This is a genomic window from Mycolicibacterium aromaticivorans JS19b1 = JCM 16368, from assembly GCF_000559085.1.
In the GTDB taxonomy this organism is placed as follows: domain Bacteria; phylum Actinomycetota; class Actinomycetes; order Mycobacteriales; family Mycobacteriaceae; genus Mycobacterium; species Mycobacterium aromaticivorans.
In genome coordinates this window covers 219,847-239,055 of sequence record NZ_JALN02000002.1, presented here as the reverse complement: position 1 = coordinate 239,055, position 19,209 = coordinate 219,847, and the positions used below count along the sequence as shown (strand labels likewise).

Below are 19,209 nucleotides of genomic sequence, written 5' to 3'. Positions count from 1 at the left end.
CACTGGTCACCAGCGGGGTTGGCCGGTGGCGGCGGCGAGGTGGTCGTAGGCAGAGTCGAGTTGTCGTTGGCGGCGCCGGTTGGGCTCATGGTTGGCTTCGGCGGCCAGCGCATCGATCAGTTCGTCGAGTTCGGTGTCGGTCAGCGCGAGGTGCAGCGATTCGTCGTAGGCGCGAATCGCGAAAACTGCTCTCTGGCAGTCCTTGTCGAGGAACGGAAGGGAGCGCAGGACCGCTGCGGTGGCGGCGTCGACCACGATGTCGCGTACCGGTTCGGTGGCGCTCAACTGCTGGCGACGCAGGTCGTAGATCGATGCGGCCCAGTTGCTGATGGTGCCGTGATCCCCGCAGTGACTGCAGCACCAGTCGATGGGCTGCTCTGGTTGGGCGCACGCCACCGTGATGCGGCCCAGGCAGGCGCGGTTGGCGGGTCGGCGGCGGCACGGCAGAGCGGTTTCCCACCGGATGTGGGCATCCCCGGCGCTGGCCGCGGCCACGATAGCGCTCAGGTGCTCGGCGAGCTTGCGTGCCGGCCCCGGAGTCTCGGGACCCACGTCGAGGAAGTGGTGCAGATCGGCGACCAACATGACTTGGTCACTGTAGCTGCCGCGTGGTGCTACGGCCTGTTTCAGGAACGGGGGTGCTCGGTCGCGGCGCTGGTGCGCCGTTTGCGGGCGTGGGTCACCCCCGCCGAGCGTTCTTCGCGTTCGCTGCCGGGAAGAAACGGTGTGGCGCTATCAAATTAGGCTAGTTCGGGCCGGCGTCGAGGTGATCGAGTCGTACCGTTTTCTGTGGTGCCCGATCGCGAACCGCATCGCCGAACTGCCCATCCCGCGCGACAAGCAACTCCGGCGCGGCATCCAAGAGACCTTGAACCGAATCAAAACTGAAGCCGAACAGGCTTCCGATTAGCTCAGATCCGGCGGGCTGTCCCGGGTATGTGACTCTTTGGCGGATCGAGCGCTGACACGCTGAACACGAATCGGCCGACTCCATCGATGCGAAAACCGCTGTCCTCGAATGCTTTTCCGGTGTCGCGCCCCATATGGCAGCCGCCGGAGATCGTCGGCCACACGGTCGCAGCGGCTGTCCGCTGCAGCGCCTTCCGAAGCGAATGAGCTGAGGCAACGTGCTCGTTGAAGCGAAGTTCGCCACCGGGTCGGACAACGCGGTCGGTGGGTGCACCGCCGCTGTTTGTCACGTTGTTCCGGGTGGATGGCTGTCTACGCCGTATGTCGGGCAGACGGCCACTGCCTGACCGGTCGCATCCAACACGGCCTGGGCAGAGGCGAGCACATCGATCAGTGCGGGTTGGGTCAGCCGAAACAGCGAGGCGCGCCCCACCGGCTCGGAGTCCACCAGCCCGCAGTCCCGCAGGCAGGCAAGGTGTTTGGACACGGTGGACTGCGCCAGCCCCACCGCCTGCACCAGTTCGACGACACGCGCTGGCCCGGCCGCCAGTCGGCGCACAATCGCCAGCCGGGTTGGGTCCCCGAGAGAACGAAACAATGCCGCCGCCGGTGCCAGCTCGACTCGCTGCAATTCTCCCGACCCGGTCGTCATCTCCATTCGGCAATGTTATAGCGGTTCGGTAGGGGAAAGGACCATCGGCCCTACTCCCCGCCGCAGCACCCGCGCATGCTGACCTCACGAATGCTCAGGTCAGTGCTGGTGTTTGGGAGGCAGCGATGTGTGGATACGGATATGGCTGGGGTAACGGCTGGGGCGGGGGCGGCATCCTGATGACGGTCTTGATGTTCGTGCTGCTGGTCGCGGTGATCGTGGCGATCATCTTCGCCGTCCGCCATCTGTCGGGTAGCGCCAGCCCCCACCACCGAGGCGGTCCGGGCCCCGAAGGGATGCGCGCCGAAGATCGGCTGGCCGACCGCTTCGCCCGAGGTGAGGTCGACGAAGACGAATTTCGGCAGCGCATGACGCTGCTGCGGGAACACCGCTGACAGCGATGAGTTCCCATCGGGGATCGCGTGACTTGGCTATCGCGCTCGGCGCGGTGGTGGTCGCAATCGCATGCGCCGTGGCATTGAGCGTCGGACTAGCTATCCGCCATAGCCGCGTCGCCGCCAACGCGCCGTACCCGACTGGCCCAGGAATGATGGGACCCGGACAATGGGGCCCCGGGCAGTGGGGACCGGGAATGATGGGACCCGGAATGATGGGGCCTGGGCGGTCTGCGGCTGCCCCATCGTGCGCGGCACCGGCGCTGCCGGGCACCGTTGTCGACGTCACCCTCACCGATATGCGCGGCATGATGGGACCCCGCGGCATGATGGGCCCCGGGATGATGGGGCCGGGTTGGAACGGCCAGTATGGCCCCGGGCAAAACGGCTACCGAGGCCCCGGGATGGGGATGGGAATGATGGGGATGATGCGCATCCTCATCTATCCGGCCACCGTCCCGCCGGGGCAGGTGTCGTTCCGAGTGACCAATGCCGGTGTGCTGAACCACGAATTGGTGATCTTGCCTCTCGCGAAGGGCCAGTATCCCGGCCAGAGGGCCATCGGTCCGGACGGCAAGGTCGATGAGGCCGGCAGCCTTGGCGAAGCCTCACGGACATGCGGTGCTGACCGTGGTGACGACAATCCGAGCAACACCGGCATTGCCGCTGGGGCAAGTGGCTGGACCACGGTCACCCTCACACCCGGACGCTACGAGTTGATCTGCAACATCACCGGTCACTACTGGACCGGAATGTATGCCGAACTCGACGTCAGCCCACCCAAGTAGCCGCTCATGAAGGTGGCAGGCAAGATTAGAAGGGGTGAAAAACTATGTTCACCGCCAAACACTTGACGACCACCAGTCTGGCAATGCTTGCGCTGGGCAGTTCAGTGATTCTTGCCGGGCCCAGCGGCGGCACCACCGCCAATGCCCAACCAGCAGGTGCGCCTGCCTCCATCTCTGCATATCCCTATTCGGCACAGGGCCCAAACCCGTTGGACCCCCCGGGTTGTTGGGGAGCAGACGGCATTTGGTATCCCGACTGCTGGGGACCCGGGCAGTGGGGGCCCGGAATGATGGGACCCGGGCAGTGGGGGCCCGGAATGATGGGACCCGGGCAGTGGGGACCGGGAATGATGGGACCTGGACAAGGGGGACCCGGCATGATGGGCCCAGGACCCTGGGACTACTGATGCTCGCGCTCTGACGGCCTTGAGGTGAGTCGTATTTCGCATCAGCCGTCACCTTCTCGTAGGCGCCGCCTGTCGGCGTGCAGGCGCCGAATGAATCCTGTGCTGCCCTTCACGTTCCGAGTTGCTCATCACGTTCTGAACGGTGTTTGGTCTGCAGAACTGCAGCTCAAGTTCGCCACATCCGAAAGGGCGGTCGGGGCTGGATCCTGCGACTATTGGATTTCCAGAAGGCGCTGCCTGCCGACACCTGTGTCTTCGTGAAAGTACTTGCAGTGTAATGTAATTGGCTGTCTCAAAACCTGGTATCAACCGGCCCCGATCCCGTTTGATCCAGAACATTGTCAATGGCCAAGTAGAAGTCCTCGCTGGTGGCCGGATAAAAGTCCCCACCCCGTGTGGTGATTCCTAGGTTGGTGGTGGCTGCTCCTTCCGGTGTTGGGCGTCCTTCATGCGGTGTGACTGGCCGTCGGTGATGACGACGGTGGCGTGGTGCAGGAGCCGGTCGAGGATGCTGACTGCGGTGGTCTGCTCGGGCAGGAATCGGCCCCATTCTTGGAACGGCCAGTGCGATCCGATGGCCAGGGACCGGCGTTCGTAGGCGCCGGCGACGAGCCGGAACAGCAGTTGTGTTGCGGTGTCGTCGAGCGGGGCGAAGCCGAGTTCGTCGAGGATGATCAGGTCGACGCGGAGCAGGGATTCGATGATCTTGCCGACGGTGTTGTCGGCAAGGCCGCGGTAGAGGGTTTCCACGAGGTCGGCGGCGGTGAAGTAGCGGACCTTGTGCCCGGCATGGATCGCGGCGACTCCCAGGCCGATCAGGGTGTGGGACTTGCCGGTTCCAGCGGTCCGATGATCGCGAGATTCTGTTGTGCGCGTATCCATTCCAGACTGGATAGGTTAGCGAACACCTTCGGCTGAATCGAGGATCCGGCCACGTCGAACGACTCCAAGGTCTTGGTCACGGGGAACCCGGCCGCCTTGAGCCGGTTGACGACGTTGGAGGCATCCCGGGCCGCCAACTCGGTTTCCCCAGGGTCCGCAACACTTCCTCGGGCGTCCAACGTTGGGTCTTGGCGGTGAGCAGGACCTCTACGCTGGCACCGGCTGAACACCAGCGACCGTTGCTGCCCACCTCACATCACGTGGCCCAGGTCCATCGCAAGCCAGTCCACGGCTATCGCGATCGCACCGCGGATCTGCCGCGTCACCGCACACATCACAGAAAGCGTTGTCCCTATTGCGCCTCGGCGATCATCAGCATCCGCACCTGACAGGACGCTCGCACCATCGGCACGGTTCCCCCGACCAGCCCAGCCGCGGCAACGACGGGCGCCTCGCGACGGAGAATCAGAACCCACCCACCGGCAGAAGCAGGAGCTCGAGTTCTGCGCTCACTTCAAGGTCGGACAGCACACCGATGACACGTAACAAGGTGCAGGAAACCCGGGTCGCTTCAGTTGTGGACAGGCGAGTTGAGAGGGTGCTGCCATACGGGCGTTACGCAGGGAGGTGGGGACGGGATTCGAACCCGCATAGACGGCTTTGCAGGCCGCTGCCTCGCCATTCGGCCACCCCACCCTGGCCCGTAGGAGTGCACCATACACGCGACAGGAGCTCGGCCGACGCGCCCGGGCGTTGAACCGCCGTGGTGAGTCCGGGAGACCCAACGGCGACTCCGGATCGGCTGAGATCCGGCTTTCATGGCAGGTGGGATCCGACGCCGGATTCGGTATAGATAACTGGCGGGTGCTCCAGTTTTCGGCGCGTCGATTTGGCCTGCGGGGAAGAGGGCTCTCCGCACCCACACAGGATGGGTAAGGCGCAGCGCTCACCGCACCAGGTGCAGGCAGATGAAGGGAGGGTGGCTGAAACCGTTGGAAGCCGGTGGAATCGGCCTGCGTCCGAACCAGACTGCGTCACCAACGGCGCCGCCGCTACTGGTGGCTACACAGGGTTGGGGGTCAGGCAATGCGGGGGTAGCGGGAACCAACGCAGCGCTTCGAAGTGCGCGGGCAGACCGGTATCGCCGTCGGGGACTTCGTCGGGGAGGGCGTCCATCAGGGCGCGGGCATCGCGCAGGTGATCGGCCAAGGCATCCTCGCCGAGGGTCTCGCAGTCCGTCGGGCAGTGCAGGGTGCCGGCCTCGTCGTAGACGAGGTCGGCGAGTCGAAGGGGAGGCTGAGCGGGGCCGCTACGGTGGTGCCACAGGCCGGTGTCCGGGTGGAAAATGTAGTCGGGGAGGAGACGGTGGCCATACTGGCCGAGCAATTCCACGGCGTCGATCAAGTAATCCCGCACGGTCTCGGAGATGAAGTAGTTGAAGTTGATCCGCGTCCAGCCGGGTTTGATTCCCTCACAACCCAATTCGATTACGTCGCGGTAGGCGCGGGAATGCTCCGCGTCGATGCTCAGGAGCCGATGCCCGTAAGGCCCGGCACAGGAGCATCCGCCGCGGGCTTGAATGCCGAACAAGTCATTGAGCAGGGATACAACGAAGTTGTGGTGTAGGTAGCGCTGCCCGCCCGACCGGATCCGGAACGACACGATGGAAAGTCGTTGAGAATCAGGATGGCCAAGAATTTCGATATTCGGGTCGGCCTGCCAGCGCTCCAGGGCTCGCCACCACAGTCGCTGTTCGCGTTGCTCGATGAGATCAGTGCCCACGGCATCTTTGAGCGCGAAAACCAGCCCCGCGCGAATCGACTCGATGATGGCTGGGGTGCCCCCTTCCTCGCGGGCGATCGGGTCATCAAGGTAGCGATGCTCGGTCGCATCCACGAACGCGACCGTTCCGCCTCCCGGCGCGGTGGGTACGGCATTGCGCACCAGCTCACGGCGGACCACCAGGACCCCGGGAGTCTGCGGCCCACCGACGAACTTATGCGGCGAGAGGAAGATGGCATCCTTGTGATCACCACGTCCGAAGGCGCTGTCCCGCATCCGAATCGGGACGTAGGGCCCGGCAGCGGCGTAGTCCCAGAAGGACAATGCGCCGTGCTTGTGCAGCAGGGTGGCGATCCGGTCGGTGTCTGATAACACGCCGGTGACATTGGAGGCGGCTGAGAAGCTGCCGATGCGTAGTGGACGGTCCGCGAAGTGGATGAGCCGCTGCTCCAGTTGTTCCAGATCGATGTGACCGTCGGCATCCTCGTCGATCACCACCAGGTCGGCGATGGACTCTCGCCACGGCAACTCGTTGGAGTGGTGTTCGTAGGGGCCGATGAAGACCACCGGTCGCTCCCGGTCGGGGATCTGTTCGACCCATCGGTAGCGCTTGGCCAGCCCGCACGGAACGCGCAGTTCGAGAATGTCGACCAACTTGTTGACCGCTGCCGTTGCCCCGGACCCACAGAAGATCACCAGATCGTTGTCGGTGCCGCCGACTGCGTCATGGATGATCTGGCGCGCATCCTGCCGAAGCAGTGAGGTCTGCAGTCCGGTGCCGGAGCTTTCGGTGTGGGTGTTGGCGTAGCGCGGCAAGACGTGCTCGCGGATGAAGTCCTCGAGGAAATCCAACGATCGCCCCGAAGCTGTGTAATCGGCGTAGGTGATGCGCCGCCGACCGTAGGGTCCGCCGAGGACAGCGCCGTCACCGATGACTCCCCGCCGGACCCGCTCAAGCAGGGGCGAGGTGGGTAATGGCCGCGCCGGGACGCCCCCACTTCCAATCGCCGTGGCCATGTAGACACTCCCTCCTATGGCAACGAAGAAGGACCCCGCCACCGTCAGTGTTATCTCGGGTCGTGAGTTACACCAGGGTCATTGGTCCCCCGGAGACGGGCGCGGAGGGAGCGCCACGCCGGTACAGGCTCTTGGACCGATCGGCTAAGGTGCCGCTTCGGGGTCGGGATGCTCTCTGACGATTCTGGGCTGCAATTGGCACGAATGGACAAAATCGATCCGAGTGCGCAAACCGAGCCGAGGCCGTGGGCTCCCGCAGCGCTAAGTTAAGCCCTCTCGGGCGCGTTTTCGATGTCGGTGCCGCTGAGGTTGCCGAAAATCTCCTTGTCCTGAATCTTCAACCCCGCTCCCGGGGCGGGTTGCCGACCGGTAGTCACCCAAGACCTCGTCGAGCACACCGAAGGCGTCCACGCCACCCCTCCCACCTCGGACGTTCACCAACTGCGTTTCGTCAAGTGTCTTGGCCCCAGTGATCGTCATGGATTTCGACCCCACTGAGCGCCTCACCCGGCTTGCGTGATGCCTGTTCGGCTTCGGCTTGGCGCGGGGTTTGAGTCCAGGCGCGTTGGGCGAGGAGGCGCATTCCGTTGAGTCCGACGATGACGGTGGATCCTTCGTGTCCGGCGACGCCGAGTGGGAGGGGCAGGTGTCCTAGGAGATCCCACAGCACGAGCCCGGTGATGAAGGTGGCGGCGATGATCAGGTTGGCGATGACGATGCGGCGGGCGCGGCGCGATAGGGCGATCACGGCGGGGAGAGTCCCCAGGTCGTCGCGCACGACGACGGCGTCGGCGGTCTCGAGTGCGAGGTCGGATCCGGCGAGGCCCATCGCGACGCCGGTGTGCGCGGCGGCCAGGGCAGGCGCATCGTTGACGCCGTCTCCGACGAGCAGCACACGCCGTCCGCGGTGTTCGAGGTCGCGGACGGCGCAGACCTTGTCTTCGGGAAGCAGCCCGGCGCTCACGTCGGTGATTCCGACTTCGGTGGCGAGTGTTGTTGCGGCGCGGGGATTGTCGCCGGTTAGCAGCACCGGCGTGGTGCCGGTGAGCGTGCTCAGCTCGGCGACGGTAAGGGCGGCTCCGGGGCGGAGCTGGTCAGCCAGTGCCAGCATGCCGGCAGCGACGCCGTCGACGAGGACGATCACTACAGTCTTGCCGGCGACTTCCCACGCAGCGACCTGCGCAGGGGCATCAACGCCGTGCAACAGATACTTCGGGCTGCCGACCTCGATAATGTGGCCGTCGATAACGGCACGGACTCCGCGCCCGGGCGTGGAATCGAACTCCTCGACCATCGGTAGGGTTAGGCGGCGGTCGGTGGCGGCGGCCACGATCGCCTGAGCCAGTGGGTGTTCACTGGGGTGTTCGGCGGCCGCGGCCCAGGTGAGAATCGTCTCGGTGTCATGGCGCGATTCGTCGAGCGCCCGGATATCGGTCAGGTGGGGAGCGCCCTGGGTGAGGGTACCGGTCTTGTCGAACGCGACCGCGGTGACCGAGCCAAGTTGTTCCATCACGACGGCGGATTTGACCAGGACGCCGTTGCGGCCAGCGGTGGCCATCGCCGCCAGCAGTGGTGGCATCGTCGCTAGGACGACTGCGCACGGGGACGCCACGATCATGAATGTCATCGCCCGCAAGAGCGCCGGCTGCAGCGCCGCGCCGAGCGCGAACGGAATGACGAAAACCGCCAGGGTGGCGGCCACCACCCCGATCGAGTAGTACCGCTCGACCTTCTCGATGAACAACTGCACCTTGGCTTTAGTGGCCGAGGCTTCCTGCACCATCGCCACGATGCGCGCCACCACGGTATCGGCGGCGGCGCGGTCGACCCGGACCCGCAGCGCCCCAGTGCCGTTCAGCGTGCCGGCGAACACCTCGTCGCCGGGATGTTTGAGGACGGGGAGCGGTTCACCGGTGATCGAGGCTTGATCGACATCGCTGATACCGGAGGTGACTTGGCCGTCGGCGCCGATCCGCTCACCGGGACGCACCACGATCATGTCGCCGACCGACAGAGTGGCCGCGTCCACGACGGTCTCCTCGCCGGATTCACCGATGACCGTGGCCCGCTCGGGAGCCAGATCGAGCAGGCTGCGCACCGAGTCGGCGGTGCGTTGCGTCAAAAACGCTTCCAGCGCACCGGAGGTGGCGAAGATGACGATCAACAATCCGCCGTCGAGGACCTGGCCGATCGCGGCCGCACCGATCGCGGCCACGATCATCAACAGATCAACATCGAGCGTCCTCTGCCGCAGCGCCCGCAGCCCGGCCAGCGCGGGTTCCCAGCCGCCGGTGAGATAGCAGGCCAGAAACAGCGCCCACCACATCCAGTTCGGCGCTCCGCCGAACTGGGCGGCCAATCCCAGCGCGAACAGCGCCGTGGCCACCGTCGCCCACCGGACCTCGGGCAGCGCGAACGGATGCGTCCGGACCGTCCGCCCCTTATCAGGGGTGGCGGTGCGGGAGCGGTCCAGGACCGGGGACGACATCTTGAACTCCAAACCAGACGAGACAGGCGGACACGCACACGATACAGGAATCCATGAAGAGGTCTTCATGTGATCATTAGGTATGATGCTGTCATGGGTCACGGTGTCGCGGGCAGGACCACCCCGCCCGCGCAGCTCGACGCCGAGTCCGCGGCGTCGGTTGCAGCGACGCTGCAGGCGCTGGCGACGCCGAGCCGGCTACGGATCCTGACCCGGCTTCGCCACGGTGCGTGTTCGGTCGGAGACCTCTCGGCGGCCGTGGAGATGGAACAGTCTGCGGTCTCCCACCAGCTGCGCCTGCTGCGCGCAATGGGGTTGGTGACCGGAGTCCGCAGCGGGCGCAGCGTGATTTACGCGCTCTATGACAATCACGTCGCGATGCTTCTCGATGAGGCGGTCTACCACATCGAACACCTCGGAATGAGCATCCCCGACGAACCCTCAGCCACAGCCTGAAGGCAGTGTCGTTCAGGTGGAGGTCCGGGTTGGGCCGTGGGCGAGCCGACAGGATTCGGTGCAGCTTCGATGAGGGCGAGAGCCTCGCGCCTTTCACCGACCTGCTTTACCGAAGGTGAATACCCGACCCAACCCGAGCAGGAAATGTGGGTCAAGCTGCCATCAGATCCTCGAAACCCACCGCGAGGTAAGCACTTACAGATCATGCGATAGGTGATGGGGAAGCCCGCCGAACAACGCCGATGTGTCATCTGGGGCAAATTTCCAGTGCGCCAGTTGCCGCCCGGCAAACAGCCTCGATAGTACTGGTAGCGGTACCAAAACTGGTACTTACTATCAATTCATGCCTTCGTTGAACATCCCGTTTACCGACGAAGAGCTCGAGACGGTGCGGAAAGCGGCGGCCGGCGACGATATGTCATTGCGGGCGTTTGCTCATGAAGCGATCCTGTCGGCGGCCAGCGAGCACAGAAGGCGCGTGGCCGAGGCGGCGAGGCTTGTCGCAGCGCGGTCATCTGAGCTCAACAAGCGCTTGGCGTGACCGAGTTTCTCGACCGTGACGACGTTCTCACCCCGGGCACTGCCGCAGTGGGGCAGAAGCTTGAGGTCAACGATTACGGCCTGCTCGACGCGGCAGTGGCCAGACCGCGAGCCACGGTATACGGACTCGATGTATACCTCGACGATCTAAGTAAGGCCGCGGCGCTGATGCAGTCACTGGCGCGCAATCATGCGCTCGTCGACGGCAATAAGCGGACCGCCTGGGCGGCGGCGTGGACCTTCCTGTGCATCAACGGGATCGAGCTGGGTGAGTTCGACGTCGACGACGCAGAGGAGTTCGTGAACGCCGTCGCGACCGACGGAGCTTTGACAATCGACTACATCGCCAGCAGGCTCTCCTCCTACCGGGTTTCCCGACAGTGACCTGGTGCCCGGCTGCAAGGACTGCGTGCACGCCGGGGGTGGGGCCGGGTCGGCCCACTTTGGTCGGGCCGGTGCGGTGGCGTGAGAAACCTGAGGCCGTGGACACTGACTGAGCGGACGCCTAGTCCGACGCGCGTGGTCTTCGCCAAGAGGTCGCAGAGCCTGTTTTACGCTGCTGCAGAACGTGTTTCATGGCCAGCAGCGATAACCTAACGCTCGGAGGTGACCATGGATTCGTGGCCTAGCAGTGTCTTCAGGGTGTAGACGCTGACCTCGGAGTTGGCGAGCTCGGTGGCGAACGTGGGCGCAACCCGTGTACGAGCGCGCCGCGGACGTGGTGACTCAACTTGCGGCCGTCTCCCGCGCGCTGGACAAAGCCGGATTCAAGATCGTCGCGACCGGGCTCCGTGAATGCATGACCGGGCATGCCCCCGACGGCAAGGAACCCATGACCGAGGCCGAGATGGAAGAACTGTTCCTCGCCCTTGCCTGAACACAAACACGCGACGACGAGTTCGCGACGTACCGCCCCGGCGGAATGATGGGCCCGGGTCAGGGGCAGTCGCCGATAACGACGCCGGTCGTCCCGAGCGCACCCCGCCCGTAGCGGAAATCAGTTCTGCGGCCCAGTACCGCCCGTGCCTACGTCACCTTCAACACGACCTCCGGGCATTCGCCCGCGCGGGCCATCACCTCACCCGGAGCCTACGGATCGTTGAAGATCCGCACCGTCCCCAGCCTTCGGATCTCTCGCCGAGTTGCTATGTGATTCATGTTCCGCCGATCGTGTGCTTGGGACGCGGCGCGCGCGGGTAAGGCCGTTCGGCCTTTCCGGATTCGGGGCCAATGGCACTACCTCCCACGGGTGTAACGAGATCAGTATGGACGCGGGCGACCCAGGAGGGACTCTGATATGGCAATTGGTGCTTTCACGGAAACCAACCTCGATAAGCAGGGTTTCGAGGGACTTGATGCGGGGGCTAAATCTCGTTACGCATTGCCGCTGCGGTTCACGCCTGGGGTGAGCACCGCTCTGATTGTGATCGGGCTGGTCTTGCAGTCGCCCGTTTGGCTGGGGGCGATGGCGCTGGTCGCTCTCAGCGGTGCATTGCTGCCGAGGGGCATGCCTATCGATCTGGTCTACAACCTCGGCGTTCGCCACCTATTTAGTGCTCCGCCGTTACCGCCTACGCCAAGACCCCGACAGTTTTCCTATGCGCTCTCCGCTACCCTATTGGCCGGTTCAGCCGTTTCCATGTACTACGGACTGTCGGCGTTAGGGCTTATTTTGGGAGGAATGGTTGTCGTCGGGGGTGCAATCCTCACCACTTCGCTGTGGTGTCTTGGTTCGTGGTATTACAGGCTGATTTTCGGTAGAAGGGTAGCCGGGACCCACGGCTCTCACGGCGGCCGGCGCTGGACCCGACCGCCGCGGCCATGAGCACCCCCGTCGTCACCGGACTCGCCCGAGGGCGGGGAGCGCTTGCCCGGTCCGCAGTGGATCATCTCAGCCTGAGACTCCCTGGTTTCGGTCCGCCCGGAGTTCGGTCGGCGTCTACCAAACCGCCGCCCTGGTGAACCCGCCCCGGATCGTGAAAACCCCGTACTCAGGCCCTTGAGCTTTGTTGAGATTCGTTCGTTGTTGTACCAGTGGATGTAGTCATCGAGCGCGGTTGTGAAGGCCTCGACGGTGTCGAATCGGTTGTGGTGGAATCAGTTCTGCTTTCAAATGCCCGAAGAAGTTCTCGGCGACGGCGTTGTCGTAGCAGTTGGCCTTGCGTGACATCGACTGCGACGCCTCGGCATCCTTGAGCAGCGCACGCCAGGACCGGTGCTGATACTGAACCCCTGGTCGGAGTGCACCAACGGGCACTGACCGGGTGACAGAGTCGCGATCGCCAGAGTCAGCTACGTGTTGGTCAACTGCAGGTTCGGCGACAGCGACCAGCAGTGCGCGACCACAGAGTGGTCGAACAAGTCGATCACTGGCGATAAATACACCTTGCGATCGGCGACCCGGAGCTCCGTCACAACGGTCACCCACTTCTGATTCGGGGCGGTAGCAGTGAAGTCGCGGTTGAGCACGTTGTCGGCGATCATGGCGACCTCGCCCTTAAACGTCCACTATGAGCACGACTGCCAAAAGACCAGGTCCTGATCGTCGGCGGCAGCACGACCGGTATCACGGTCGCGGCCCGCATGCTGCGTACGGGCTATACCGATGTCGCGGTGATTGACCCTTCGGACAAGCAGCTATTATCAGCCGCACTCAGCCGAGCCCACGCCGAACCCTGTGAAAATACACCTGTGAGGATGCGTTTCGTCTTAGGTCTTCGGCACCTTGGTATGCAAGGAATCGATAGCGGCCTGCAGTTTGGCTGTCACCTCGTCGGCGACGGCGCGTAGTGCCGGTTCTCCGGTCACTTCCACGAGCAGCTGGGGGTTCATCGCTTCGACGATCACCGTCGCCGCATCGTCGGGGTCGGCCCGTACGACAACGTTGCAGGGCAACAGCAGCCCGATCTGACGGTCGAGGGTGACGGCCCGATGCGCCAGCGGCGGGTTGCAGGCGCCCAGGATCACGTAATCCTCCATATCCTCGCCGAGCTTGGCTTTCAGAGTCGCTTTCATGTCGATCTCGGTGAGCACACCAAATCCATTCTTCGCCAATGCGTCCCGGGTACGTGCTAACGCATCGGCGAATGTTGTCTGCATGCTGGTTGGCAGTGCAATGTCCATCTCAGATCCTCCCGGTAGTCGTGCGATGCCCGTATGGGTAGCCTCTGCCGCTTGTTGTGGTCAACCAAGTGGCGCTGTCGTTCTTTATCGAATCTTCACGAAACGATTAGTGGAGCCATACCGGGCTCCGGAAGTCTGGGTGACGGCGCAACGGGCTGCCACGCGGATCCCGTCGCCACGCAATCAAGGAAAGGAATTGTGGTGAACGGAAGAAAGACTCTGATGGTGGGGGTGGCTGCGGTCGCCGTTGCCATCACGGGAACGGCGACGGCATGTAGCAATTCCAGCACACAGCAGGCGTCATCGTCGTCAGCCTCGGCGCCTTCGAGCTCGGCAGCGGCCGAGGCCCACAATCAGGCCGATGCCATGTTTACGCAGCGCATGATTCCGCACCATCAGCAGGCCATTGAGATGAGCGACATGGTGCTGGCCAAACAGGGCATCGACTCACGCGTGACCGACCTGGCCAAGCAGATCAAAGCGGCGCAGGGTCCCGAAATCCAGCAGATGCAGGGTTGGTTGAGTCAGTGGGGCATGCCCACGATGCCGATGACGCCGGGCATGGGGATGCCGGGGATGGACATGCCCGGTATGGGCGGCAGCGGGGAGCCCGCCCCGAGTGAGAGCCAGGCGCCGAGTCGCAGTGATATGCCCAGCACCAGCGTCATGCCGAGCCAGTCCATGATGCCCAGCCAGTCCATGATGCCGAGCCAGTCGATGATGCCCAGCGGGTCGATGATGCCCAGCGGGTCGATGATGCCGGGGACGAATGGAATGCCCGCGATGAACGGCATGATGTCACCGGCGGATATGGACGCGTTGAAGAATGCGCAGGGTGTGGCGGCAAGCAAGCTGTTCTTGACGCAGATGATTCAGCATCACCAAGGTGCAATCACTATGGCACAGAGCGAGATCAAGAACGGACAGTTCCCTGCGACGGTCACGCTGGCGAAGTCGATTGCGACCAGTCAGCAGAAGGAAATCGACACAATGAACCAGATCCTGGCCTCGCTGGGGTCTTAACCGGGAGGGCTTCGCTGGCGATCACCGCGGTTCGCGATGCGTTGACGAATGCGGGTTACGGGCTGGCTGGTTCTGACGTGACTTCCTGGGGGGCCACGCCGTCTCCGGGTGTTGGACGGATCGGCACGGCGACGGTGAAGGTGCTGCCGGTGCCAGGTCCACGGCTGGTCGCGCTAATGCGGCCACCGTGGGCCTCGGTTAGTGCTTTCGCAATCGCTAGCCCGATTCCCGCGCCGCCGTGATCGCGGTCGCGCGCAGCGTCGGCCCGGTAGAAGCGCTCGAACAGCTGGGGCAGATGGGCGGGGTCGATTCCGTCCCCGTTGTCGCTGACGGTGATGGTGATCTCATCGCGGTCGGCAGTGGCCGCCACATGGACGCTGCCCCGGGATGGGGTGTGCCGCAGCGCATTGTCGAGGAGGTTGCCCAGGACCTGGGCGAGTCGGTGCGGGTCTGCCCAGACGAGCGGAAGCGCGGCCACGTCGGTGGTCAGGGCGACCCCCTTGGTGGTGTACCGGTCGATGGCGGCTGCGGTTGTGCTGGGGATCAGCGCGGCGGGGTCGATCCACTGCGGGGCGATCGCCGCGCCTTCTTCGGCTTGGGCGAGGGCGGCGAAGTCCTCGGAGAACCTCACCAGCCGTCGGGTTTGATTGCGCATCATGGTGATGGTGTCGGTATCCAGGGTTTTCACCCCGTCCTCGACGGCCTCCATGTAAGCCTCGAGCACCGAGATGGGGGTGCGGATCTCGTGGGCGAGGTCGCCGAAGAGTTGCCGACGGGTGGTCTCGACCGACTGGAGGCGCTGGGCCATCTGGTTGAAGGCTCGTGAGAGGTTGGCGAAGTCCTCGCCGAGTTGTAGTGGCGAGACGCGGATGTCGTAGCGGCCGTCCGCGACAGCGGTCGCTGCCGCGGATACCTCGGTAACCGATCGCTGCAGGCGTCTGCTGAAGTAGGCGGTCACCACCAGTGCGGTCAGCGCGGCGACGCCGACCGCGACTGCGATGGAGGTTGCGGTGGCGTAGCTGTAGGCCTGCTCGGCGTGGAACTGTTCGTCGGAGTGGTGAGGCACCCCCGCCCGGTGTAGGTGTTCTCGAAACAACGGTGGACCGACGATGGCGGCGACGACAGCGGTCGTGACACCCCCGGCGATGAGCACCATGGCTTGCGCGAGGAGTAGGCGCGCGCCGATGCCGAAACGCTGCCGCGGCGTGTTCTGTCGCTGATGGTCGGGGATCTCATGTGTCGTCATTGCCGCCCGCCGCCCGCCATCCGGTATCCCACCCCGCGCACGGTGAACATGAACCGCGGGGCGTTCGGGTCGTCGTGGAGCTTCCGGCGCAGATGACCGACGTGGACGTCGACCAGGTGGTCGTTGCCGACCCATGGCTCGCCCCACACGGCCTCCAGCAGTTGGCGGCGGCTGAAAGCCACCCCCGGCCTCGCTGACAGCGCGGCCAGGATGTCGAATTCGGTCCGTGTCAGGGCCACACGCGCTCCGTCGAGGAACACTTCCCGGCCCGCGACGTCGATCGACAGTGGTCCGAACACCCGTGGCGGTGGTGCGGGCGTGTGCCCGTCGTGAGCAGGGCCGGGCTGTGTAGCGACGGTGCGTGGCCGGCGCAGCATCGCACGGATGCGGGCCACCAGCTCGCGCGGGCTGAACGGTTTGGTGACGTAGTCGTCGGCACCGACGGACAGCCCGACAACGGTGTCCACTTCGGTGTCGCGCGCTGTCAGCATCACCACGTAGGCGTCGGAGAAGGTGCGCAATTGCCGGCACACTTCGATTCCGTCGATGCCGGGCAACGCCAGGTCCAACACCACCACGTCTGGGTCGACCTCGCGCGCCAGAGCCACGGCCTCCGTCCCGGTGTGGCAGATGGTCACGTCGAACTGCTCGCGTTCCAGATAGCTGGCCACAACTTTGGCCAGCGGCACTTCGTCGTCAACGATGAGCGCCCGATAGCCGCTGGCGACATCGTGAGCAGGCGCGGGGGGTTCCATGTGCTCATCGTGCCGTTCCTTGGCCCGGACGCGTTCATCCGGGCGCGTCTTTAGCGAATCTTGACAAAACCATCATCGATTTCACCGGTTGTCAGGCTCATGGTGAGAGCAGGAAAGAAAGGACAACCGTGGCGCTCTGGTCATGCTGTGATGGCGGTTCGTTGTGGGGACCCTGCCTGCTGGCAGGTGTGGGATTGCTCGTGTTCTGGGGCGCTGTCGTCGTGGGTGTGTTCGTGCTGTTCGATACCAGCCATCCGAACAGCCAAGAATCCACACCGCCAGCCATGGTGAATGCATCGGCGGCACCGATGGGGGCCCGCGATGAATGAGCAACGCTCTAGTGGAATCCGGTTGAGCCGCAGAGGTTTCCTGGCCGCCACACTGGTCAGTGGGGTTGCGGTGGCCGCGTGCGGACGCCCGAACACCACCGGGGTGGATAGCGACAGTTCACATCCGATCGCCGCGGCCGAGGCCGCTCGACCGCACACCGGAAATACCGTGTCGGCGAATCTGACGGCTGCTCCGGCCGATATCGATCTGGGTGGCCCGGTGGCCCGGACGCTGGCCTACAACAACCAGGTTCCCGGGCCTCTGATCCGTGCCGGGGTAGGTGATGAGCTCTCGGTGAGATTCATCAACCGACTCGATCATGCATCCTCGGTGCACTGGCACGGGATCGCGTTGCGCAACGACATGGACGGTGCAGCGCCGGCGACTCCGGACATCAGTCCTGGCGGCGGGTTCACGTATCGTTTCATCTCCCCGTATGCGGGCACATACTGGGCGCATCCCCACACCGGGCTGGACGCCGACTTCGGGCTCTACCTGCCGGTGATCATCGATGACCCACGCGAACCCGGCCGCTATGACGCCGAGTGGATCGTCGTCCTCGACGACTGGACCGCCGGAGTGGGCAGCAGCCCACAACAGCTCTTCGACGGATTACGCGCCATGGCCACCCCGGGACAAAGCTCATCGATGCCCGGCATGCCGGGCATGGGGACGCCGGGCACTGGAGGGATACCGGCGGTTCCCGGGGTCGGCGGTGTCGGAACCAGCCAGCTGTTGGAAGGGGACGCCGGCGACGTCAGCTACCCGTGCTACTTGATCAACGGGCGGATCCCGGCCGCACCGACCACATTCTCGGCCAAGCCCGGCCAGCGAATCCGCATCCGCATCATCAATGCCGGCTCGGACACCGCCTTCCGCGTTGCTCTGGCCGGGCACCGGATGACAGTCACCCACACCGACGGCTTCCCGGTCGTGCCGACCGAGGTCGACGCGGTGCTTCTTGGAATGGGTGAGCGCTACGACGTAGTCGTCACTGCAGGCGACGGCGTGTTTCCCCTCGTGGCCTCCGCCGAGGGCAAGAACGCGATCGCCCGCGCGCTGCTGAGCACCGGTGCGGGAAGCGCACCCGACCCTGCGTTCCGGCCACCCGAACTGCAGGGCCGAGTGGGCACCGTGGACATGTTCACCGCTGCTCCCCAGGTGGTACTCGACTCGACCAGAACCGACACCGCGCTCACGGCGCGACTGTCGGGCACCATGATGCAGTACGACTGGATGATCAACGGCCGCCCCTACAGTGACGCCACCCCTTTGACGATTCGACAGGGCCAGAACGCGACGTTGACCTTCGCCAACAACACGATGATGTGGCACCCGATGCACCTGCACGGACATACCTTTCAGGTGATCAAACCCGACGGCACCCTGGGTCCGCGCAAGGACACCGTCATCGTTCTGCCGATGAAATCGGTGACTGTCAGACTCATCGCCGATAACCCCGGCATATGGATGTTGCACTGCCACAACACCTATCACCAAGACGCTGGCATGATGACCAGCCTCAACTACGTGAGTTGACATGCAAAACCAGCCGACACGTCAATGGTCCGCCTACGAGGAGACCGATCCGGCAACGTGTCGAAAGGCCCTAGACGACAGTGCGTTCAGCCCTGCCCGGTGCGCTTGTCGGCAACATCACTTGAATCCGAAACAGAGGAGGAGGAATCATGATGTTTTGGCATGACTACAACATGGGCTGGTGGGGCTACGCCGGCATGGGCATCGGTATGGTGCTGTTCTGGGCGCTGATCATCGTCGGCATCGTCGCCTTGATCCGATTCGGCAACGGCTCGGCCAACACCACGGCCACCCCGCCGCGGATGCGTCAAGCGATCTCACCGGAGCAGGTGCTGGCCGACCGTTTCGCGCGCGCTGAGATCGACGCAACCGAGTATCAGCGACGCATCGAAGTCCTGCGCAACCACGCCCGGCAGTAGACCCGTACGGGTGCGCTGCGATCAGGGCAGCTTCGCGACGGTGAGAAGGATTGCCGAATCCACCAAGGCGACCAGCGAATGGCGCGTATCGGGAATCGTGAGCAGATCACCGGTTCGCGCCTCCCAATGCTGATCGCCTGCCACCAGCCGGACTGAGCCCTTGAGTACGTAGACGCTGGCCTCACCCGGATTCTCATGCTCGCCGAGTTCCGAACCGCCCAGCATGCCGATGACCGTCTGGCGCAGCACGCGTTCATGGCCGCCGACGACAGTGTCGGCGGCGTTGCGGCCGTAGGTGGCTGCGTGTGCCAGTTGCTGGCGCGCCAGTGCTTCGATCGATACTTTCTGCATGATTGTTATTTCATGCCGATGACGGCAGCGCCGTCAATCTGCTGACCTAAGAACCGCGTGTGGAAGAAGTTCTGGCGGCGTTTCTTCGCGACCACGCTCGGTCAAAG

20 protein-coding genes, 1 tRNA gene and 5 pseudogenes are annotated in these 19,209 nt (G+C 64.3%); 13 read left to right on the top strand and 13 right to left on the bottom strand.

Features of this window, described 5'->3' with window-relative positions; translation table 11 throughout:
• Positions 1–6: 6 nt before the first annotated feature.
• Complete coding sequence (locus tag Y900_RS27420; RefSeq protein ID WP_036348452.1) at positions 7–585, bottom strand: hypothetical protein; 579 nt, start codon at positions 583–585, stop codon at positions 7–9.
• A gap of 139 nt (positions 586–724) precedes the next feature.
• Here Y900_RS27420 and Y900_RS32240 point away from each other — a divergent pair, with 139 nt between their 5' ends.
• Positions 725–910 (top strand): hypothetical protein, encoded by a 186-nt coding sequence (locus Y900_RS32240; RefSeq protein ID WP_131536331.1) that lies wholly within the window; start codon positions 725–727, stop codon positions 908–910.
• Between the two features lie 285 nt (positions 911–1,195).
• Here Y900_RS32240 and Y900_RS27410 read toward each other — a convergent pair whose 3' ends face one another.
• Entirely contained in the window at positions 1,196–1,567 is a 372-nt protein-coding gene (locus Y900_RS27410) for an ArsR/SmtB family transcription factor (protein WP_192827618.1), read from the bottom strand.
• Between the two features lie 119 nt (positions 1,568–1,686).
• Here Y900_RS27410 and Y900_RS27405 point away from each other — a divergent pair, with 119 nt between their 5' ends.
• Both Y900_RS27405 and Y900_RS27400 read left to right on the top strand, forming a co-directional pair.
• Positions 1,687–1,956, top strand: a complete 270-nt coding sequence (locus Y900_RS27405; RefSeq protein ID WP_036348449.1) for an SHOCT domain-containing protein — start codon at positions 1,687–1,689, stop codon at positions 1,954–1,956.
• Between the two features lie 5 nt (positions 1,957–1,961).
• Entirely contained in the window at positions 1,962–2,744 is a 783-nt protein-coding gene (locus Y900_RS27400) for a sulfocyanin-like copper-binding protein (protein WP_036348447.1), read from the top strand.
• A gap of 812 nt (positions 2,745–3,556) precedes the next feature.
• Here Y900_RS27400 and istB read toward each other — a convergent pair.
• The 4 genes and pseudogenes from istB to Y900_RS27380 all read right to left on the bottom strand — a co-directional run.
• Positions 3,557–4,241, bottom strand: a pseudogene (gene istB, locus Y900_RS27395) (IS21-like element helper ATPase IstB); the annotation flags it as partial.
• A 417-nt stretch (positions 4,242–4,658) separates the two neighbouring features.
• Positions 4,659–4,729, bottom strand: a tRNA-Cys gene (locus Y900_RS27390).
• A gap of 366 nt (positions 4,730–5,095) precedes the next feature.
• Positions 5,096–6,832 carry an aminotransferase class V-fold PLP-dependent enzyme gene (locus Y900_RS27385; RefSeq protein WP_036348444.1) on the bottom strand — a complete coding sequence of 579 codons (1,737 nt, stop codon included), beginning with the start codon at positions 6,830–6,832 and terminating at the stop codon, positions 5,096–5,098.
• Positions 6,833–7,283: 451 nt separating this feature from the next.
• Positions 7,284–9,320 carry a heavy metal translocating P-type ATPase gene (locus Y900_RS27380; protein WP_081845426.1) on the bottom strand — a complete coding sequence of 679 codons (2,037 nt, stop codon included), beginning with the start codon at positions 9,318–9,320 and terminating at the stop codon, positions 7,284–7,286.
• Between the two features lie 93 nt (positions 9,321–9,413).
• On the opposite strand from Y900_RS27380, the gene Y900_RS27375 reads away from it, so the two are divergent.
• The 3 genes from Y900_RS27375 (at position 9,414) to Y900_RS27365 (ending at position 10,700) form a co-directional block, all read left to right on the top strand.
• Positions 9,414–9,776, top strand: a complete 363-nt coding sequence (locus Y900_RS27375) for an ArsR/SmtB family transcription factor (protein WP_036348441.1) — start codon at positions 9,414–9,416, stop codon at positions 9,774–9,776.
• Between the two features lie 343 nt (positions 9,777–10,119).
• Positions 10,120–10,317 (top strand): hypothetical protein, encoded by a 198-nt coding sequence (locus Y900_RS27370; protein ID WP_036348439.1) that lies wholly within the window; start codon positions 10,120–10,122, stop codon positions 10,315–10,317.
• Positions 10,314–10,700 carry a type II toxin-antitoxin system death-on-curing family toxin gene (locus Y900_RS27365; protein WP_036348436.1) on the top strand — a complete coding sequence of 129 codons (387 nt, stop codon included), beginning with the start codon at positions 10,314–10,316 and terminating at the stop codon, positions 10,698–10,700. The genes Y900_RS27370 and Y900_RS27365 overlap by 4 nt, the downstream gene beginning before the upstream one ends.
• Before the next feature lie 167 nt (positions 10,701–10,867).
• Here Y900_RS27365 and Y900_RS33235 read toward each other — a convergent pair.
• Positions 10,868–11,028 (bottom strand): annotated as a pseudogene (locus tag Y900_RS33235) (tyrosine-type recombinase/integrase); the annotation flags it as partial.
• A 3-nt stretch (positions 11,029–11,031) separates the two neighbouring features.
• On the opposite strand from Y900_RS33235, the pseudogene Y900_RS27360 reads away from it, so the two are divergent.
• Positions 11,032–11,193 (top strand): annotated as a pseudogene (locus Y900_RS27360) (metal-sensing transcriptional repressor); the annotation flags it as partial.
• Between the two features lie 420 nt (positions 11,194–11,613).
• On the top strand, positions 11,614–12,141 hold the full coding sequence (locus Y900_RS33810; protein WP_081845388.1) for a DUF4395 family protein: 528 nt from the start codon (positions 11,614–11,616) through the stop codon (positions 12,139–12,141).
• Here Y900_RS33810 and Y900_RS31275 read toward each other — a convergent pair.
• Positions 12,102–12,401, bottom strand: a pseudogene (locus Y900_RS31275) (IS3 family transposase); the annotation flags it as partial. The gene Y900_RS33810 and the pseudogene Y900_RS31275 sit on opposite strands and share 40 nt — an antisense overlap.
• 207 nt (positions 12,402–12,608) lie before the next feature.
• Positions 12,609–12,800, bottom strand: a complete 192-nt coding sequence (locus Y900_RS32555) for a hypothetical protein (protein WP_051660504.1) — start codon at positions 12,798–12,800, stop codon at positions 12,609–12,611.
• Positions 12,801–12,836: 36 nt separating this feature from the next.
• On the opposite strand from Y900_RS32555, the pseudogene Y900_RS33805 reads away from it, so the two are divergent.
• Positions 12,837–12,966: pseudogene (locus Y900_RS33805) on the top strand (pyridine nucleotide-disulfide oxidoreductase); the annotation flags it as partial.
• A gap of 59 nt (positions 12,967–13,025) precedes the next feature.
• On the opposite strand, the gene Y900_RS27350 reads toward Y900_RS33805, so the two are convergent.
• The gene (locus tag Y900_RS27350; RefSeq protein ID WP_036348430.1) at positions 13,026–13,439 is read right to left on the bottom strand and encodes a DUF302 domain-containing protein; all 414 of its coding nucleotides are present in this window, start codon (positions 13,437–13,439) and stop codon (positions 13,026–13,028) included.
• Between the two features lie 222 nt (positions 13,440–13,661).
• Between Y900_RS27350 and Y900_RS27345 the strand changes: the two genes are divergently transcribed.
• Positions 13,662–14,462 (top strand): DUF305 domain-containing protein, encoded by an 801-nt coding sequence (locus Y900_RS27345; RefSeq protein ID WP_081845385.1) that lies wholly within the window; start codon positions 13,662–13,664, stop codon positions 14,460–14,462.
• Positions 14,463–14,517: 55 nt separating this feature from the next.
• Here Y900_RS27345 and Y900_RS27340 read toward each other — a convergent pair whose 3' ends face one another.
• The gene (locus Y900_RS27340) at positions 14,518–15,708 is read right to left on the bottom strand and encodes a sensor histidine kinase (RefSeq protein ID WP_051660503.1); all 1,191 of its coding nucleotides are present in this window, start codon (positions 15,706–15,708) and stop codon (positions 14,518–14,520) included.
• The gene (locus tag Y900_RS27335; RefSeq protein WP_036348427.1) at positions 15,705–16,463 is read right to left on the bottom strand and encodes a response regulator; all 759 of its coding nucleotides are present in this window, start codon (positions 16,461–16,463) and stop codon (positions 15,705–15,707) included. Before Y900_RS27335 ends, Y900_RS27340 begins: the two co-directional genes overlap by 4 nt.
• Positions 16,464–16,591: 128 nt before the next feature.
• Between Y900_RS27335 and Y900_RS32235 the strand changes: the two genes are divergently transcribed.
• The 3 genes from Y900_RS32235 (at position 16,592) to Y900_RS27325 (ending at position 18,751) form a co-directional block, all read left to right on the top strand.
• A complete protein-coding gene (locus Y900_RS32235; protein WP_131536329.1) occupies positions 16,592–16,792 on the top strand; it encodes a hypothetical protein in 201 nt (66 codons plus the stop codon).
• Positions 16,785–18,332 (top strand): multicopper oxidase family protein, encoded by a 1,548-nt coding sequence (locus Y900_RS27330; RefSeq protein ID WP_081845384.1) that lies wholly within the window; start codon positions 16,785–16,787, stop codon positions 18,330–18,332. The genes Y900_RS32235 and Y900_RS27330 overlap by 8 nt, the downstream gene beginning before the upstream one ends.
• 149 nt (positions 18,333–18,481) lie before the next feature.
• A complete protein-coding gene (locus tag Y900_RS27325; protein WP_036348424.1) occupies positions 18,482–18,751 on the top strand; it encodes an SHOCT domain-containing protein in 270 nt (89 codons plus the stop codon).
• A 21-nt stretch (positions 18,752–18,772) separates the two neighbouring features.
• Here the strand turns inward: Y900_RS27325 and Y900_RS27320 are convergent, their stop codons facing one another.
• A complete protein-coding gene (locus tag Y900_RS27320; protein ID WP_036348421.1) occupies positions 18,773–19,102 on the bottom strand; it encodes a cupin domain-containing protein in 330 nt (109 codons plus the stop codon).
• Between the last annotated feature and the right edge of the window lie 107 nt (positions 19,103–19,209).

Bases quoted from the DNA above. Each gene is read 5' to 3' on its own strand.
- Y900_RS27335 (WP_036348427.1), bottom strand. From the start codon at position 16,463: ATGGAACCCCCCGCGCCTGCTCACGATGTCGCCAGCGGCTATCGGGCG.
- Y900_RS27370 (WP_036348439.1), top strand. From the start codon at position 10,120: ATGCCTTCGTTGAACATCCCGTTTACCGACGAAGAGCTCGAGACGGTG.
- Y900_RS27350 (WP_036348430.1), bottom strand. From the start codon at position 13,439: ATGGACATTGCACTGCCAACCAGCATGCAGACAACATTCGCCGATGCG.
- Y900_RS27340 (WP_051660503.1), bottom strand. From the start codon at position 15,708: ATGACGACACATGAGATCCCCGACCATCAGCGACAGAACACGCCGCGG.
- Y900_RS32555 (WP_051660504.1), bottom strand. From the start codon at position 12,800: ATGATCGCCGACAACGTGCTCAACCGCGACTTCACTGCTACCGCCCCG.
- Y900_RS27410 (WP_192827618.1), bottom strand. From the start codon at position 1,567: ATGGAGATGACGACCGGGTCGGGAGAATTGCAGCGAGTCGAGCTGGCA.
- Y900_RS27325 (WP_036348424.1), top strand. From the start codon at position 18,482: ATGATGTTTTGGCATGACTACAACATGGGCTGGTGGGGCTACGCCGGC.
- Y900_RS27375 (WP_036348441.1), top strand. From the start codon at position 9,414: ATGGGTCACGGTGTCGCGGGCAGGACCACCCCGCCCGCGCAGCTCGAC.
- Y900_RS27320 (WP_036348421.1), bottom strand. From the start codon at position 19,102: ATGCAGAAAGTATCGATCGAAGCACTGGCGCGCCAGCAACTGGCACAC.
- Y900_RS27330 (WP_081845384.1), top strand. From the start codon at position 16,785: ATGAATGAGCAACGCTCTAGTGGAATCCGGTTGAGCCGCAGAGGTTTC.
- Y900_RS27385 (WP_036348444.1), bottom strand. From the start codon at position 6,832: ATGGCCACGGCGATTGGAAGTGGGGGCGTCCCGGCGCGGCCATTACCC.
- Y900_RS27405 (WP_036348449.1), top strand. From the start codon at position 1,687: ATGTGTGGATACGGATATGGCTGGGGTAACGGCTGGGGCGGGGGCGGC.
- Y900_RS27380 (WP_081845426.1), bottom strand. From the start codon at position 9,320: ATGTCGTCCCCGGTCCTGGACCGCTCCCGCACCGCCACCCCTGATAAG.
- Y900_RS33810 (WP_081845388.1), top strand. From the start codon at position 11,614: ATGGCAATTGGTGCTTTCACGGAAACCAACCTCGATAAGCAGGGTTTC.
- Y900_RS27420 (WP_036348452.1), bottom strand. From the start codon at position 585: ATGTTGGTCGCCGATCTGCACCACTTCCTCGACGTGGGTCCCGAGACT.
- Y900_RS27345 (WP_081845385.1), top strand. From the start codon at position 13,662: ATGGTGGGGGTGGCTGCGGTCGCCGTTGCCATCACGGGAACGGCGACG.
- Y900_RS27400 (WP_036348447.1), top strand. From the start codon at position 1,962: ATGAGTTCCCATCGGGGATCGCGTGACTTGGCTATCGCGCTCGGCGCG.